The 18,458-nt window shown below is 40.8% G+C and carries 10 protein-coding genes; 8 read left to right on the forward strand and 2 right to left on the reverse strand.

Annotation, left to right across the window (positions count from 1 at the left end; genetic code table 11):
- The first annotated feature begins 728 nt into the window (after positions 1-728).
- The 5 genes from QZ738_RS10035 to QZ738_RS10055 all read left to right on the forward strand — a co-directional run bounded on the left by QZ738_RS10035 (position 729) and on the right by QZ738_RS10055 (position 4,360).
- Complete coding sequence (locus QZ738_RS10035; protein ID WP_293787102.1) at positions 729-2,009, forward strand: OmpA family protein; 1,281 nt, start codon at positions 729-731, stop codon at positions 2,007-2,009.
- 19 nt (positions 2,010-2,028) lie between these two features.
- A complete protein-coding gene (locus QZ738_RS10040; RefSeq protein WP_293787103.1) occupies positions 2,029-2,610 on the forward strand; it encodes a hypothetical protein in 582 nt (193 codons plus the stop codon).
- A 90-nt stretch (positions 2,611-2,700) separates the two neighbouring features.
- On the forward strand, positions 2,701-3,714 hold the full coding sequence (locus tag QZ738_RS10045; RefSeq protein ID WP_293787104.1) for a hypothetical protein: 1,014 nt from the start codon (positions 2,701-2,703) through the stop codon (positions 3,712-3,714).
- 17 nt (positions 3,715-3,731) lie between these two features.
- The gene (locus QZ738_RS10050) at positions 3,732-4,121 is read left to right on the forward strand and encodes a hypothetical protein (protein ID WP_293787105.1); all 390 of its coding nucleotides are present in this window, start codon (positions 3,732-3,734) and stop codon (positions 4,119-4,121) included.
- A 53-nt stretch (positions 4,122-4,174) separates the two neighbouring features.
- Positions 4,175-4,360, forward strand: coding sequence for a CsbD family protein (locus QZ738_RS10055; protein ID WP_293787106.1), 186 nt, complete (start codon positions 4,175-4,177; stop codon positions 4,358-4,360).
- A gap of 133 nt (positions 4,361-4,493) precedes the next feature.
- On the opposite strand, the gene QZ738_RS10060 is transcribed toward QZ738_RS10055, so the two are convergent.
- Positions 4,494-8,000, reverse strand: coding sequence for a family 43 glycosylhydrolase (locus QZ738_RS10060; protein ID WP_293787108.1), 3,507 nt, complete (start codon positions 7,998-8,000; stop codon positions 4,494-4,496).
- A gap of 344 nt (positions 8,001-8,344) precedes the next feature.
- Between QZ738_RS10060 and QZ738_RS10065 the strand changes: the two genes are divergently transcribed.
- A complete protein-coding gene (locus QZ738_RS10065; RefSeq protein WP_293787110.1) occupies positions 8,345-11,425 on the forward strand; it encodes a beta-L-arabinofuranosidase domain-containing protein in 3,081 nt (1,026 codons plus the stop codon).
- A gap of 287 nt (positions 11,426-11,712) precedes the next feature.
- Positions 11,713-13,569: a DUF4859 domain-containing protein gene (locus QZ738_RS10070; RefSeq protein WP_293787112.1), complete on the forward strand. Its 1,857-nt coding sequence runs from the start codon at positions 11,713-11,715 to the stop codon at positions 13,567-13,569.
- A gap of 675 nt (positions 13,570-14,244) precedes the next feature.
- Here the strand turns inward: QZ738_RS10070 and QZ738_RS10075 are convergent.
- Complete coding sequence (locus QZ738_RS10075; protein ID WP_293787114.1) at positions 14,245-16,188, reverse strand: family 43 glycosylhydrolase; 1,944 nt, start codon at positions 16,186-16,188, stop codon at positions 14,245-14,247.
- Positions 16,189-16,896: 708 nt separating this feature from the next.
- On the opposite strand from QZ738_RS10075, the gene QZ738_RS10080 reads away from it, so the two are divergent.
- On the forward strand, positions 16,897-17,979 hold the full coding sequence (locus QZ738_RS10080; protein WP_293787116.1) for an RICIN domain-containing protein: 1,083 nt from the start codon (positions 16,897-16,899) through the stop codon (positions 17,977-17,979).
- Positions 17,980-18,458: the final 479 nt, after the last annotated feature.

Raw genomic sequence — 18,458 nt, forward strand, 5'->3', positions numbered from 1 at the left:
GAAAATTTTTCTTTCGAAGCCAGTGGGATGGCTTTGTCAGTGGAGCCCGAAAAATTTGTTAGGCCGGATTTAAGCGGAACGGAGATACGGTGCTACGGCCTAGCTACGCCGAAATGCATAGGTTCCGCAAGCCACTCATTAATAGACAATTGAAAAATAACGTCAATGATAGGATTGATTTATGTGATAAAAATCAATACGATTGACAGCAATATTTTGATTAACTATAGGCTGGCAATTTTAAAACGATTGCTACCAGCGAGCGCAGTAAGATTGCTTCGTTCCTCGCAATGACGATTTTGATTTGGGGTATCCTAAATTTAGTTCTCGAATACCATACTGAGCGAAATCAGGATCATTAGCCAAATTATCCAGTCACAGAAAGTATCTTAAAACCGGAGTGTGCTAAAAAATACTCCTCACTAGCCTCTCAAACCAGCTTTTTAATTAAGCATCAATTACCCAAAATTTATTTCTCAAATGCCATCCTGAGCGGACTCGAATAATCTTTTAGTCAAATTGTTTTGGTTACAGGAAAGGGGGCCAATGCTCGGCCTGTAACGATATTCAAAGATTGTTTGAAAACTATTTCTGGCAAAATCTGATATATATGCAATCCTTTCCTACCTGGCTACTAAAAAAACGTAAAACTTCAAGGAGTATTTTTATGTAACAAAACTGAAACATTCATATTATACCTGTGTTATTCCTCCAATAAAAACAACAATATGAATAACAATTTTACAAAATCCACGATGTTGATCGGCCTGATAAGTCTGTCAACTCAACTATTTGCCCAGGAAATGCCAACAACTTCAGAAAGATTTGGCAAACAATCTTTAAGAACATGGAGCATAGGAGCTCACGGAGGTATCCTGAGCCAAAATACTTTTTTAGGTGGAGGAAGTGTCAAAGCCAGAGAATTTAAAAGCATTGGTTACGGTGCTTTCATCAAAAAACAAATTCTGCCAGCGCTAGGTCTGCAGGCCGATTTTCTTCGCGGAGAAATCAAAACCTTAAATAGCACCAGTACAATTGAACAAGTGAGCAGCATTAACTGGTCTGGTTCCGTAACCGCAGTATTAAATATTGCCAACTTTAGTCTTAACACCGAAAATGCGGTACTGATTCCTTATGTTAAAGCGGGTGCCGGATACATGTCATCAGATTCGAAAGTAGCCAACGTTGATGTATTTACCGACAGAGAGGGATGGTATATTCCAACAGGAGTTGGATTTAAATTTGGCGTAGCCAAAGGAATCAATATCGATTTAGGTTACGACATTAATTTCATTAAATCTTCTCCTACTGTTAAAAGTGCATACAATGAAAGCAGGTTCTCTTATGCGCATGCAGGATTGGAATTTGCACTTGGAAACAAGGAAAATTCTCAGTTACAAAATTACAGCGCGGTTGCTGACCTGAGAAAACAAAGTGCGGAAGAAAGTGCTGAGTTGAGAAGGGCATTATCCACAGCCGAGCAAAATGCAGCCAGAGACCGTGAACAATATGCCAAAGATTTAGGCGATGATGATAATGATGGCGTGGCCAACAAATTTGACAAATGTCCGGGTACCGCAGCTGCAACAGTAGTAGACGGATCAGGCTGCCCGATAGCCGTTACACAAACCGTTATCAAAGAAACAACGGTGGTAACTGAAGCAGACCGCAAAATTTTAAGAGATGCCATTTCAAATCTCGAATTTGATTTAGGTAAATCAACCATCCGTGCAAAATCTTACACCACCTTAAATCGTGTAGCGGCATTGTTAGTAGAGAAAAACTTCAGCTTAAAATTAGCCGGCCATACCGACAACACCGGTGGAAGAGAATTAAACCTGCGCTTATCTAAAGAAAGAGCTGAATCAGTTAAAGCTTATCTGGTTTCACAAGGTGCAAATGCATCCAGAATCGAGGCAACAGGTTATGGCCCTGACCAACCGATCGCAAGTAACAAAACTGCCGCAGGCCGTCAGGAAAACCGTCGAGTAGAATTCACCTTATATTAATTTTTATACACAATCAATCATGAAAAATTTTTTAGCAACAGTAATTATTTCTGCAACTACCATTTTTGCGGCAAATGCCCAGATCCAAAAAGGCAACGTAATGGTTGGAGGCAACTTAACCAACATTAACCTTGGTTTGGATGATCCAAAAATATTCAGTGTAGATATCACCCCAAAAGCAGCCTGGTTTGTACAGGACAATGTTGCGGTGGGTGGTTATGTGAATTTTGGTTTAAAAACAGCAAAAAATTCCAGCACAACAACCAGTTACGGAGTTGGTGCATTAGGTCGCTATTATACCGGAAAGGATGTTGAAGTGTTACGTCATGGACGTTTATTTGGAGAGGCTACTGTTGGTATCGGCGGTGTAAATGTGAGCAATGGTGGTGGTAATACAAACGGATTAAACTTAAGTGTTGGTCCGGGTTTTGCCTACTTCATTACACCAAATATTGGTTTGGAAACCTTATTGAAATACAATGGACTGGTTGGTTTTGGCAGCGCAACAACCCAAAACAATTTGAACCTATCATTCGGATTCCAGATTTATTTGCCAGGACAAAGAACGGCGAACAAAGTTAAAAGAGACGTCAACAACTAAAACGAAAAAAATCAGAAGCTGCTTCCATTAGAAAGCAGCTTCTTTTTTGAATGACCAATTTATTACATCAACTACTCATTATCATCACTTATGGAACATAAAATTCATGCAATAGGCAACAAACCTGCAATCGGGTTTATCAGCCGCCTCTCATGGGGAGCAATCATTTCAGGTGTGTTGATTGCTATTGCAGTTCAACTTCTCCTTAGCTTTTTAGGTCTGGGCATTGGCTTTGGTAGCATCAATCCATTGGAAGAAGCTAAACCTTTTAGTGGACTTGGCACTGGCGCATTAATCTGGTGGATTATTACCATGCTAATCTCTGTATTTACCGGCGGTTGGGTGTCTGGTTGGTTTTCAAATCATATTCAAAGAACGGATTTAATCCTGCACGGGCTGCTTACCTGGTGCCTGTTAACTTTCCTGAACATGTATTTAATTACTTCTTCAGTCGGAAAAGTCATCGGAGGGGTTGGTACCGTAATTACCAAAGGATTTTCATTGGCTGGAGAAGGGATTAAAGCTGCGGCACCAGAAGCCGGAAACATGATCAAAGATCAGTTAAACGTTGACGAAAACACTTTCGGTAGAATGAAGCAGGAAGCACAATTGTTATTGAAGCAAACAGAGAAAAAAGAATTACAGCCTGGTGCGCTTAACAAAACACTAAACAGGGCAACAAATCAAGGAAAATCGACAGGAGAAGATGTGCTGGAAAACCCACAAGAAGCACAGCAGAAAATAGATGCCTTGTTTTCTAAATTGTTTTCTGAAAACGATTCTACTTTCAATGCCGTAGATAAAGAGGCATTAGTTAACGTAGTTAAAAACCGAACCGGAAAAAGTGAAGCAGAATCAGAACAGATTGTAGAAAATTGGATCAGTACGCTGAAAACAGCAAAGGAAAAGGTGAAAGAGGCAAAAGTGCAGGCAGAAGCAAAAGCCAGAGAAGTTGGAGATGAAATGGCTTCGGCACTTTCTAAATTTGCAATATTCTCTTTTATCGGCATGATACTCGGTGCAATGAGCGCGGCTTTCGGGGCCATTATAGCTTCACAAAAACGAGTGAAAACAATTGAAATCAGTACAGAAGAAAGAATTTGAATTAAATTACCTAAGCAATGACTACAGGAAAAAAAATCGGAACCATTGCAGCAATAGTTGGCATTGTGCTGGTTATCGGCTTAGTTTATTATAACTACTTTTTTGTATTTGGTGAAGGGGTAAAGGCCGGAGAACTGAATTACATTGTTAAAAAAGGATATATTTTCAAAACCAATGAGGGGAAACTCATTCAAAGTGGTGTCCGCTCCAGACAAATGGGCACGCTTGAAAACAATGAGTTCGAATTTTCTGTAACCGACGAAAGTATAGCGAAACAAATGATGGGAAACAGTGGTAAGTTTTACGAACTACATTATAAAGAATACAAAAGGAGCTTGCCCTGGAGAGGATTTAGCCGATATGTGGTAGATAGTGTATATGCTGCTAAAGATATTCAGAGCAGATAAGGCATAGCCAATTTTTAAAAATAACAGAAATATTAATTTTAAATACTAAAACAATGGACAAATTAGAATTAAAAGGTGCCTGGAATGAACTTAAAGGAAAAGTTAAACAGGCCTACGCAGATTTAACTGAAGACGATTTAAAGTATGAGGAGGGAAAAGATGATGAACTTTATGGCAAACTGCAACAAAAGACGGGCAAAACCCGCGAGCAGGTGATAGATTGGTTAAAATCTTTGTAAAAGAGAATCACCAGGCTTCTATTAATATTAGAAGCCTGTTATTTTATGATATTAAAGCTACCGTCCGATAGCATCCTATTTGACCAAACAAAAGTCGTTCAGCCAATATCAATAACAAATATTAATTTCTCTTTTATTTCTTCTGGATGACCTTAAAATCACTAAACACTCCGTAACCGGAAATATCTCCGTAGGTAGCATGATAAACACCAACCTCTAAAGCACTGCTCATATCATCTCTTTTTACCGGACTGCCGGGAAGATTTATCCAATCCTTTCCATCATGGCTACCACGCATAAAAAACAAACTTCCCTGTCTTTGTATCTGTAAATAACGATAGAAATTCCATCCCGAAAGGTTATTCAGCTGTTTGCGTTCGCCTGCGTAAAAATTGGTAATAATATTTCCTACGCCCCAGCCTGGCATCACCCCGTTTTGTAAAAGTTTTTTTGCATCAGATGGTTCTTTAACCATTATACCGGCTTCATTTGCGCCATAAGCTTTCTTCTGTTTAAAACCCAACAGATCAGATAGCATCACTTCAGCAACAAAATCGCCTTCCACCTGCTGGTATGCAAAAGGTCCGGCAGGCGTTGATCCATCCCAAAAGGTATTATGCGATACGAACCTGAGCACGCCCGCTTGTTGGGTAACAGTATCTGCATTTCCCGTAAAACCATCCCAGGAAGTACCCTTTAACCCATCCGCTCTGGCTGGAACTGATATGGACCATCCGTTTTGCTTTCTGATGATAAAACGTGCAGAATCTGTTGCAACCATAACAGGCAGGGAGTTTAGGGTAACATTGCCAAAGTTATCCCTCACCTTTACGGTATAAGTATAGTTGTTTTGAGGCGCAACAGAAAAATCAGTATAATCTGAAAACGTTTGCCAGTTTTGTGAACTTTTATTTTCATCGCGTTGAAAAAGGTATTCAAAATTGGTACCTGGTAATGTTGGTTTATTTGCTGTCATGTAAACCATATTTGGTGTAACGGCTGAAGGTTTTGAAGCAAATGAAGCATTGGTGAGGTTACGATTTCGTGTCTGTTGCCAAAAATTAAACTCTTGTGTACACTCACTATCATTAAGGCCGTAATTAAATACAACAATAGAAGATACGGATATTGAAGTTCCTGTATTTGCCGATTCAATTAAGATCCGCTGATCTTTTTTTGAACGAAGGACATCCACGTTTTCAGACATTTTGCCGTTTACCATTACCTTAAATTTTCCTTTTTTATAAGTGCAGATTACCTGCTGCCACATCCCGGTGCCTGCTATCCTTGCCGTTTTACGCCCAAAAAATAAATCTGTTTGGACACCAGCCGGCGCATACAGCGAAAAAACGGCACTAAAGGGTCTTGTAAAGTCTAATGTTTCCGCCAATTTATCTCCGATCTGCAACTGCCCTCTTCTCTCTAATCTTACCGCTATTTTTCCGTTTACGTCTGCTACTTCTGCCTTACCCTTAACGATGAGTTCACCTAAAGCAGCTCCGTCATTAGGCCAATGATTTAAATGGCCATAATCAAGATTTTTCGCCTCAACATGTACCAATGTATGATTTGTCAATCCGTTTTTATAGGCAGTTTTAACCTGTTCGTGGCTTAACGGAATATCATAAATTTTTAAGGAGGCCAGTGCACCCGAAAATCCTGCGCTTCCGTCTTCATTTCCGCCAATGAGAAAGCGTTTCAGATTATTGATAAAGAGCATCCTCCTTTCTGCTCTATCCAGTTCTCCATCTACATAAATCCGTTCCATGGTACCATCAAAAACAATGCTAACGAAGTGCCATTCGTTGGCTTTTGGCAGATGTTTATACCCCAAATCTGCCCAGCCCAGGTGGTTTATGGCACCGGCAGTTTTACTGCTTCCGTAGCCCACTGCGGCATTACTTAAATCGACCCCTCCCCTTCCAGTCCATGATACAATGGTTTCTTCCTTTTCAATTTCTGGATTTAAAACCCACATACTTACACTATAGCTACTGTTTCCAAGCAAAGACTTGGGAGCCGAAACCGATGATATTAAGCGTTCCTGACCAGTAAATAGCAATGCTTTTTTGCCACCGACCATTGAAGCGATGGGTTTAGCAGTTTCATTAGCGATAAAATATCCACCCAACTTCCCCTTATTTTGAAGCTTTGTGGCCGCAGCGCTGATCTGAAGCTGGTCTATAGCCAGGTCAATCAATAAACCTTTTGGTTCAAAGACATTTAAAGGCCGCCAATTTTTGATTTTGGTATGCATCACCGGATGGTATGCCGCATGATCAAAAACTTTAATATTCCATATCGCTTTATTCAATCCCGGATATTCGGTCTGTAAAACTATTGTCCGGATATATCGAGCCTTAACATTCCCGAAATCAATCATCGGACTTCCATGTTGGGTATTTTTGCTCTGGTCGGCGTATACCTTCCATGTTTTACCATCTATCGAATACATGATTTTATATTGATAATACCAGGTGGCATATTCAAATTGTGTGTGCACACTTTTAACGGGACATATTTTTCCCAAATCTACCTGCACCCAGGCATAACCTACGTTACTTTTACCTTTCCACAAAGTTCCATTATCATCATCAAAGGCAAATTCCGCTTTAAAATTTTCATCATAGCTAGACGAGGTGGATGCCTTTTTCCCTCGTGCTAAATTTGGATATGGATTGACATCTTTGGCCAGATAACCAATTCCGGCGTGGGTAGGTACGATCTTCAGTATATTCCCTTCCACATCAAACTGCATTTTATCTGCAGCAACCTGCCTGTGGTAACCGCCATCGTTATGCGGATTATTGTGCCGGTGGTAAACCAGGTAAAAATCATCGCCCTGCTGCAGTACAGACTGATGACCCGGCCCATGCACCGTTCCGTCTTGATTTGTGGCCAAGATAGGATTGTTGGCACCATATTTAAAAGGCCCCATCGGGCTTGTTGCAGTGGCATATTGAACCCTATAGGTCCCGTCTTCGCAATAGCCCGATGAATAAGTCAGATAATAAATTCCTTTTCTTTTGAAAACAAAGGGGGCTTCGAAAAACTCCTTTGCATCCGTGTTGGGAATCTGGGCCAGTTTGGAAAAGGATTTCATATCGGCATTTAAAAGACCAACTCCACAGCCATGGTTAGGATAAATGCCCCATGTACCCCAGTACATATAATATTGACCATCATCATCTTCAAAAGTCTGACCATCGAGGGTAATCACATTTGGCACCATAAAATTAGGTACGACTGGTTTGCCTTTAGGCAAAAGCGAAGTCCACGGACCAACCGGACTGGTAGATGAAGCACCGAAAATCTCAACGGGCTGGCAGTAATACAAATAGTATTTACCATCTGGCCCCCGGGTCACATCAGGCGCCCAGTAATGGTGTGTAGTTGGCCAGTTCATATCCTGCATGGTCCAGTTTACAAAGTCTTTGGATGTCCATACCTGCGACGGGCCGAAACCACCGCCGTTACCATCTGTTGTGGCATAAATATAATAGGTATCTCCAAACTTCTTTACCGTTGGGTCTGCAAAATACCCGGGTATAATTGGGTTGCGGTGAGATTGTGCCAACAGCACCTGACCGGTAAAGCATAACAGCAGTAAAATAAATAGCCTGATGTGTTTTCTACTCATAATTAAACATGATGCCAGAGCCGCGGAAACAGCAATGGATAGATAAGCCTGTAAATATAAACGATATACAAGCCCGATTTTCGTTGCATATTAATATATTATATCAATATTTTAACCATTCGGTGTCGGAATAATACTATCAAAAACTGTTTAAAACGCAATAAATAATTGCTATGTCAGCTGAGCCTGTAGAAGATTAATGTTTTTAATTTACTAAAGCATTTGCACAAGCACGGTGTGACAAAAAATTTCACCTATTCGAATTTCGATAAGGTTAAAATATGCACAATACCTGCAATTTATAGGGCTTCGCCACTCATACTTTTTACTTAATTTTACTTCTTATGAGAAGTCTGCTAAGTATTAAAGTTCATCAAGTATTCCGTTGCGCTATTCCATATCTTGCTATGTTGATATTGGCAGGCAACACCACAATGGCCCAAAACGGCGATCAGATCCTGGATGGTATCGGAGAAACGGCTATGAGTGCCAGATATGAATTTAAAGGTGATTTAAAAGATTGGTCGAGAAATCGCTTTAATGCCAACTTCATTGGAGCCGAACCGCAATTTGTACAAGACAGTCGATTCGGAAAAGTGCTTTCTTTATCCGGAACTACCGGAACTTATGTAAATATGCCTGATGGCGCGCTAGCAGATGTTGAATCCATTAGTATAACGGCCTGGGTTTTGCTTCAGGGCGAACGTGCTGAACAAAGCTTCCTGGACTTCGGGCAAAATGCAGAAAAACATTTTTCCGCACAATTTAACACTAAACAGAACGACAAGGGTTTTCTTGCGATGATCCAAAATGGAAAGCAATCCAATATCGCAGCGGCGGCGGCTCCTGCACTGAAACAGTGGGTTCACCTGGCTATCGTCGTAGATATACCGTCAAAATCCCTCACTAGTTACCTTAACGGGAAAAAAGTTGCGGAAGCAAAAGATATCAACTTTGACCTGACTGCAATTTTTGGTCAGCACAAATCAGATAAAAAATCACTGATCCTCGGTAATGCCATATCATCAAAAACTAAAGGACTGGATGCTTTGATCCATGATTTCAGGATTTATCGGGTAGCCTTAAATGCAAAACAGATTGTTTCGGTATACCAGCACGGACAAAATCAAACCAACGAAACAGCAGTTAACACTTCGGCAAAAACGGACGATGACCTGCAGCATTTCCCAACAGATGCGCCTCAGTTATACACCAAATACTTAATTCAGGTAAATAACATTGAGGTAACAACAACTGTAGGTGATCTCCCCCGTTTACCGGGCGCAATTGCCGGAACTTATCAGCCAGGTAAAACTGGTCCGATGGTGAAGGTAATCTGGCCTAATCCAACAGATAATTCGGCCGTTAGCCAACCAGGAAATTATACCATTACCGGTTATGTACCAGGAACAAGCTTCAAACCAAAAGCAGTGGTTACCGTGACCGGAAACAACAGCTTAACACCTGATATGAAGCTACAGCCTTTTGCCTTGCACCAGGTAACCTTAAAAACTGACCATGAAGGCCATGAAACAAAATTTATGGAAAACAGGGATAAATTTATCCGCGTATTGGCTAAAACTGACCCTAACTCGTTTCTGTATATGTTTCGCCATGCTTTTGGCCAGAAACAGCCTGCCGGCGCAAAGCCGCTTGGCGTATGGGACAGTGAAGATACCAAATTGAGGGGGCATGCTACCGGACATTATTTAAGTGCCATTGCCCAGGCTTACGCCGGTGCAGGCGGTGATAAAGCGATGCAGAAAATTTTTGCAGATAAAATGGATTATATGGTAAATACACTTTATTCCTTATCTCAATTATCGGGAAAACCCCAAAAAGCGGGAGGCGCAGCTGTTGCCGATCCGCTGGCCATACCTTACGGGCCAGGGAAAGCTGCTTATGATTCTGATATCAGTGAAAAGGGAATCAGAAGAGATTACTGGAACTGGGGAAAAGGTTTCATCAGTGCTTATCCGCCAGACCAGTTTATCATGCTTGAAAATGGTGCCAAATACGGAGGACAAAACAATCAGATTTGGGCACCCTATTACACCTTACATAAAATATTAGCAGGGCTGCTTGATGTTTACGAGGTGAGTGGTAATAAAAAAGCGCTTGAAATGGCAGGCAACATGGGTGACTGGGTATACATCCGCCTAAATGCTTTACCACAACAAACTTTAACCAGGATGTGGAATACTTACATTGCCGGTGAGTTTGGCGGCATGAATGAATCAATGGCGCATCTTTACAGAATCACCGGAAAAGAGAAATACCTGAAAACGGCACAGCTTTTCGATAACATCCGTTTATTTTATGGCGATGCTGCGCATACCAGTGGCCTGGCTAAAAATGTGGATCTTTTCCGTGGCCTGCATGCCAATCAGCATATTCCGCAAATTGTTGGCAGTATGGAACTTTATCGTGTGTCTCAGCAGTCAGATTATTTTAAAATTGCTGATAACTTCTGGCATAAAGTTGTGAACAATTACATGTATAGCATAGGTGGGGTTGCCGGTGCAAGAAATCCGGCCAATGCAGAATGTTTTATTGCACAGCCAGGAAGCTTATATGAAAACGGATTTTCTGAAGGTGGACAAAATGAAACCTGCGCCACTTACAATATGCTTAAACTGACAGGAGATCTATTTCTTTTCGAACAAAAAGCGGAACTAATGGACTACTACGAACGTGCTTTATACAATGATATTTTAGCTTCCGTAGCAAAAGACAATCCCGGAAATACGTATCATATTTCGCTTAGACCAGGTGTTGCAAAACAGTTCAGTAATGATGACATGACTGGTTTCACCTGCTGCAATGGTACCGCATTGGAAAGTAGCACCAAGCTACAGAATTCAATTTATTTTAAAGATCAGCAAAATCAATCGTTATATGTTAATCTTTTTATTCCATCTGTTTTAAACTGGTCGGAACGAAAAATCAAGGTTGAACAAACAACCAGCTATCCAAAATCAGATCAAACCAGTTTAAAGATCAACGGTACTGGCCAATTTGACCTGTACGTGCGCGTACCAGGATGGGCAACAAAGGGTTTCGTTGTCAAAATTAATGGTCAGCAACAAAAGTTAAATGCAGTTCCCGGCACTTATCTTAAAATTTCCAGAGACTGGAAATCCGGAGATCAGGTTGATTTAACGATGCCTTTTCAGTTTCATTTAGATCCGGTAATGGATCAGCAAAATATCGCAAGTTTATTCTATGGCCCGATATTGCTCGCCGCGCAGGAGCCGGAGGCAAGAAAAGACTGGCGTAAGGTTGTCCTTAACGCTGATGATTTAGGAAAAACCATCAAGGGCGATCCATCCAGACTGGAGTTTACGATAGACGGCGTATTATTTAAACCGTTTTATGACAGCTACGGAAGACATTCGGTTTACCTGGATGTGACCTTAAAATAAGCATGAAGGGCTCAAATCGAAATAATAAACCCGTGTTTAAAAATTAATTAGCATGTCAGTTTGCGGCAATTAAAAGCCACGTTAACCCATTTCTGTCCGTAGAGATCCTGAAAAATTCTACGGATCAATGATAAAATGGTGCTTCTGAATCTTTATTGGGTTATAAGTCAATTTTATTCGTGCATCTACATAGCCGATATGTTAAAAATGAGTTACTTATAGGTAAAAACCTGCAATGATAGTTTTAAGGTTCTGGTTAATTTGCTGAATCAATTAACTCCTAAACCATGAACCACTTATCAAAATTTTTGCTGCGCCGACAAATCGGTGCCGTACTTTCTTTAATTTTATTATTAAACTTTACTGCATGTAAGAAAACTAAGGTAGCACCTGATCCTGCTGCAAATGAAACCAATGTGCAGGCAACAACCACCCTGCAGATTTACAAACCAAAATCCATGCAGAATATGGATTGGAATGCTACCGAAAGCGAATGGTGTTACGCCCGCTCTAAGCAATCCGATCATTTTATATTATTCTGGGGAAAAGGATATGGCACTAACAATCCTTCATCCGCTAATGTAGATTCAAAATACCGTGTTGATATCGATGATTTACTGGCTAAAGCCGAATCTTTTTACAACCTAAATGTAAATACCTTAAAATTTGCCACTGTTGGAAACGGAACTTCAAAACTGGACAAATACAAATTGATGATCTTTTTATATTATGAGGATGGCTGGCGTGCAACCGGTTCTGGATACGATGATACGATTGGTGCATTATGGGTAAGTCCACAAACCTGCAAGCCAGTCGGTTCAACAATCGCACATGAAATTGGCCACAGTTTCCAATACCAGGTATCGTGTGATTTAGGAACCACACATGGCTTCAGGTGGGGTTTCGGAGGCAATGGAGCAGGTGGAAATGCGTTTTGGGAACAAACGGCACAGTGGCAGGCATTTACCTCTTACCCAGATGAACTTTTTAGCAGCTGGTTCGATCCTTATCTGGATAATTACCAAAAACACCTTATCCACGAAGATTATCGTTATGCCAACTACATGATTCATCAATACTGGGCACAAAAAAGAGGCATTGCTGTTATCAGCAAAATCTGGCAGGCATCACAGAGCTATGAAGATCCGATTCAAGTTTATCAACGCTTATACGGACTTACCGTGAGCCAGCTAAATGATGAATTATATGATGCTGCATCTAAATTTGTAACCTGGGATATTGATAACATCCGTACATTGGGTGCGAGCAAAATCGGTGCACATCATTATAAAATGAACCTGATGAACGATGGTGCTTTCCAGCCTGCTCCAAGCTTTTGTCCGCAAACAACGGGTTACAATGTTATGCCTTTAGAGGTGCCTGCTGCAGGCACAGTTGTTACAGCGGCATTTCAAGGCTTGCCAAATGCTTCAGGCTACAATCAGGTAGATGCCAGCATTGCCGGATGGAGGTACGGTTTTGTTGCTTTATCCACAAATGGTACCCGAAGCTACAGCACCATGTTCACCAGTGCCGCCGGAAATGCAACCTTTACTATTCCGGCCAATTGCAGCCGCCTTTGGTTTGTGGTTACCGGTGCGCCTACCCAATACCATCCGCATGCCTGGGATGATAATAATACCAATGATGAACAGTGGCCATATAAAGTAAAATTTCAGAACACCAGTTTACCTGGCTACAATAATCAGGCACCTAAAGATGTGGCCTTTACTTATGATCTGGAAGTAAAACGGAGCACCACTTCTTACGATTATGCCACAGCCGAAATTGACATCGCTAAACTGGCATCTGCCTTTCAATTACCTAAACAAGATATTACCAGCAAAATGGGCACCGAAATTAAATTTTATGCACTTGAACCGAATAACAACTTAAATGCTACGATAACGGCTAATGGTTATGGCCAGTGGTTCGATGCCAATGGTTATGTAGTTAGCTACAGTTCGGCCAATTCACGGGTGTTTTGCGAGTTTGATTCGCAAAATTTTAAGTTGAGTGCTGGTCAGTATCCCAACCGTGTTAATACAGGTGATAAATATACCATGAAACAAGCATTGGTATATACGTTAGCGTCCGGAAGTAAGGTAACTGCTACCTTTACTGTTAACTTAACCATAAAATAATGATTACGGCTTAACCTGAGTTCGATCATCCACATTGCTAACAGGTAGAAGCAAGCCCCCAAAAGTTAAACAAATTTGGGGGCTTTTTTTATCGTGTTTTAACATGCTTTGCTATACAATTAAAGTATCCGTAACGCACGTTAATTAAGATTGGTGAGTACTGTTATTTTGGAAAGGTACTGTAGCTTCCTCATCGGTTGGGTTCTGCCGCGCTGTCTGCTATATCTTTTGCTGCCCTTCTACGCCCCCCCGGCCTTTACAGCAAAAGTATGCCGCTCCCATCCCGTTTAAATACGACGGCCTGTGCAAGAAAACTTCATCTCTCTGCAATTTGCGATAAAACAAAAACAGATGCCACTATCCTGGCCGCCTAAACCCGACTGGAACATAAAAGCCCGGAGCGAGTGAGGACTTGAAGTGAGGGCGGGACTAAAAAGACCAGATGCTCCCGGAACTTCTTTCCAAAAAGTAAATACCATGAACAGATCTTCATTTCTAACAATGCGCTTCAAATCATTTGAAAATCCATTCGTAGGTGTTACTTAACGTTATCGTAGCGATTATATTTATTCGAATATAATTCCGAAAAAGATTCTTTAAAGCCTTCGGAATTTCGCAAAGCCATGTGGGCTCCAGCCACCAGCAACACTGAATTGATATCTCCGTATTTTCTAACTATCTTTTCCCTACACCCTCGCTCGTCATTATTACTCTTTTAAGCGTTCCATCTTTGTTGTAAAAAATTTCATCTATACAAACCGATCTGTTATTACTGCCCCCTCCAGGTTGCATAGACCCGTTGTGATAAAAGAAATACCATTTGTTTTTAAATTCAACAATAGCCTGGTGGTTGGTATCACTATTTCCGGCTACTTCATTTAAAATACCCTGATATTTCCATGGCCCGTCAAGAGATTTACTTGTTGCATAAGCAATTTTTTCAGGAAAACCGGTAGCATAAGACAGATAATAGGTTCCCTTTTGCTCATGTATCCATGGTGCTTCAGTAAAGTTGAAACCTTTAAAATTGATTCTTTTCACTGGGCCATCAATTTCGATCATATTTTCTTTTAATCTGGCATAATAACACTCACTGTTTCCCCAGAATATCCAACCCTGCCCTTTTTTATCAATAAAAACAGTTGGATCAATACAGGCCCAATAGTTTTTAGAATCATAACAGTCTTTATTCGTTAAAAGCGGCTTACCGATTGCATCTTTATACGGGCCTTCAGGTTTATCTGCAACGGCAACACCTATGCCATACGCATTTGTACTGATGTACCAATAGTATCTGCCGTTGCGCTTGATCACTTGCCCCGCATAAGCATCGCCACCACTTGCCCACGAAAAATCTGAAAGTTTAAGCGGAACCGGATATTGTGTCCAGTTTTTCATGTCTGTGGTGGAGAAAACCGACCAATCTTCCATTTTGAAAGTTTTATGTTTCCCACCAGCATCATGCCCGGTAAACAGCCATAACTTCCCCTCATCAACAATCGCTGCCGGATCTGCAGTATACTGGTGTTTAATGATCGGGTTTCCATCAGCTACAAATTGAAACCGGTCGCCGGGAAGTGTGGGGATGAGCAAATCACCAGGCACACCTTTCCAGGTACTATTGAGCTGGCGGAGTTCCTGTTTGGTTATCCCGATGACACTTCCATGCCTGGGAAAAAAATTTTTGGTAAATGATAATGGGGTATTGCTAAAGTTAAACAGATCGGTAGTTTTCTGATATTCATATCTGCCTTTTGTATACAGATCATACATCAACAAATAATCCGGAGAATCATTCAGTTTGAAGATGCTCGAGCCTTCTACCGGGGTGTCTGTTCCAGCGTAAGCATCCAGATATTTAAAGTCTTCCACCCATGGCCCCTGCAATGATCGGGATGTGGCCTGCTGAATTCCATTTTTTACTTCTTTTCCGTCTACCTTGGTGTTTCCTTTATAAAAAAAATGGTATATCCCGTCTTTAAAGATAATATCGCCGTCAATACCACCAAATTTCGGACTAAACAATAAGGTTGGCTCCTTTTCAAAGCCGGTGAAGTCTTTATTAGCATAGGCGCAATAAAAATCAAGCTTTTCATTATCTTCAAATCTGATGGTAAAATATACCAGATATTTATTAGCTACCGGATCGTAGATCGTTTGTGGGGCCCATACCCATTTCACCTTTGAGAAAGTTGCAGGATATTCTTTCGCCAAATCTACCGCTTTATGGCTCCAGCGCGTCAAATCAGTGGATTTTAACATGATTATCCCTGTATTTTTAGCCCAGCCATTTTTATGGGTATTCATATCTGTTGCCGTAATATAAAAACCACTTGCATCTTCTTTCCTCAGAATGTGCGGATCCCTGATGCCGCCAGAATAGGAAATCGTATCAGATTTTATCACCGGATCATTTTGATTAAGGGCAAACCAGTTTATGCCGTCAGCGCTGGTTGCAAACCGAAGCTGCTCTTGCCCACTCCCTGGCCCCGATCCTTCAAAATAGGCGAAAAGGTATCCTTCTAATTTGTTTGGATATTTCACCTCCTGCGAAAAACCATTAAAAAAAACAATTGCCAATGCGACAATTACCAACATACTTTTTGAATAAAACTTCATAAATAAAAAAAATTATTGGGATGATATCAGACATTAAAAAATTAGCCTGTTATTAATATCCTGACTAAGCAGTTCAAAGATCATTGGCTCCTAACACCTGTATATATCAAACTAAATAACAGTAATTTAAAATAAAAATTTGTGAATAACATTTATTTTAAAGTCTAAAAAATCCATATTTAATTCGTTTAACATCTTCTGTTTCACCACCCGCGTTTGCCAGAGAAACGTAGACATGAAAATGATTTCAAAACAAATTGAAGTAATATTTTTAATTAATTGCCGGTCTACATTTCGATGTGAATGTAGCCACTTTCTTCAATTGTTCGTCAACACATACCCAAAATGGTTGATTTACCCCCCAAAATCGATTGATTTACAACCCGTATTATGGTTTATTGTATATTATATTTGAACTAAAGAAGTAATTACTAATACCTACTTGTAGTTACCTAACCAAATATGATATGAATCGGAAATGCTTACAATTAACAGCAGTAAGAGAAAAAAGCGCTGCATTAATCAAATCGGGTATTCCAACTAAGAGTTTCTATTCGTTTAAACCAAGCTGAACCTGGTTAGTCCTTTACCAAACCGGAATTTTTACTAAAATACCCAGAGATTTTTGAATGCAAAGATTTTACGCCTTTGGGAAATATAAAACCTTGGTTGTCGCGTAAACTACCATATCAAAACCTAAACATTATTATGAAAAACAACATGCTTTTTTTAAAGTATGCGGCTGCGATTTTAATAGCCGCTATTTGCACCACTAGTTGTAAGAAGGTTGCCGAGGTAAATCCCAACGACACAGAAACGTTTAACTCAGCAATAACCAAGAAGAAAGTCCAGGCCATACAGGCCATTGAAATCCCGCAAGCGCTTGCAAATGGAACTTTTTATATCATGAGCAAAACCAGTAGTAAGGTAATAGACGTGCCCGGAGGCCAAAACGGAAACAATACAAGCGTATGGCAGTGGGGCGGAACCGGCGGGACTAACCAACAGTGGAAACTAACCGCCTTATCAGGTGGCTACTATAGTATAATTGGAGTAGAAAGCAACCGGGCATTAACCGCTGCTGACAACACAAATGGTGGCAATATTCAAATAAATGACTATACCGGTGCCAATAACCAGCAGTGGCAGTTCGTAGCATTGGGAAGCAACTACTATCGCATTGTAAACAGGGCAAGTGGCAAAGCTCTTGACTTGTGGGGCGCTTCATTGGAAGATGGAGGCGATATCAATCAATATGATTCACACGGTGGTGATAACCAGCAATGGGTTTTGGTAAAAACTAAATATAATGGCCAGGTGGGTTGGGCCTGGACTTCGACTAATGGCGTTCCTGCTGATGTGATTACGAGAATCACCAACGCGATGAATGATGCATGTGCACGTTACAATGCCGGTGCCGATTGGGATGCAAGAACCCTCAGTGTTTCTTACAATACAGGTGTACCAACCGCTGAAGCTAACGTAAATGGCAGCATTAGTTTCGGAGCAAATACAAGTTATCAGAATGTACGTACCGCTATGCACGAAATGGGCCATTGCTACGGCGTGGGACAAACCGGGGGCTGGTATAACCTGACCAACGGAGGAACATACTCTGGTGCGAATGGTATAGCAACAATCAGGGCGCTTGAAACCCCCACCAGTAATATTAGTGCCGGAGGCGGTCACTTTTGGCCTTATGGTATGAATTATGATTCGGAATGGTCAGAAACAAATGCATTCAGACACGTTAAAATTTTACGTGCCATGGACTTGGACGGCGTTTATTAGTTAGTATAGTTAGTTAGTTAGTTAGATTGGATAGCTTACGGGAGTGTTAAATGAATAACTCAGGTTACACATTTATGCTCCCTGGCTATTTCCTGCAAGTAAAATCTCTATCTAATACCTCAACATCAGCCGGATGATGAGGCCATTTCTCAAATATGGGATTAGCAGCCTAAGCGCTAATCTATTGTCTAAAATCAATATGAATGACGCACAATTGATTTCTTTTCCTTACCTTATAGTCGTGTTTTAGCTTGAGGCCCCCGATAGATTTCTTGTTCGGCTTTAAAAAGACCAGCAAAGTAAAAAACCAGGTTAATGCTTAGCAAAGCTAAGTCTATCCGGAATTCGTCACCCTGAGGGATAATTTATTGGATAAAAATCAATATGAATGACGTATACATTTCTTTTTTTGCCCCAGGGCTAAGCCTTGCCTCGGCTCGCCGCCGCCGAAGGGCTCTTTCTTTTTGATGTCAAAAAGA

Origin of the sequence: uncultured Pedobacter sp. (assembly GCF_913776295.1) — a bacterium.
GTDB lineage: Bacteria > Bacteroidota > Bacteroidia > Sphingobacteriales > Sphingobacteriaceae > Pedobacter.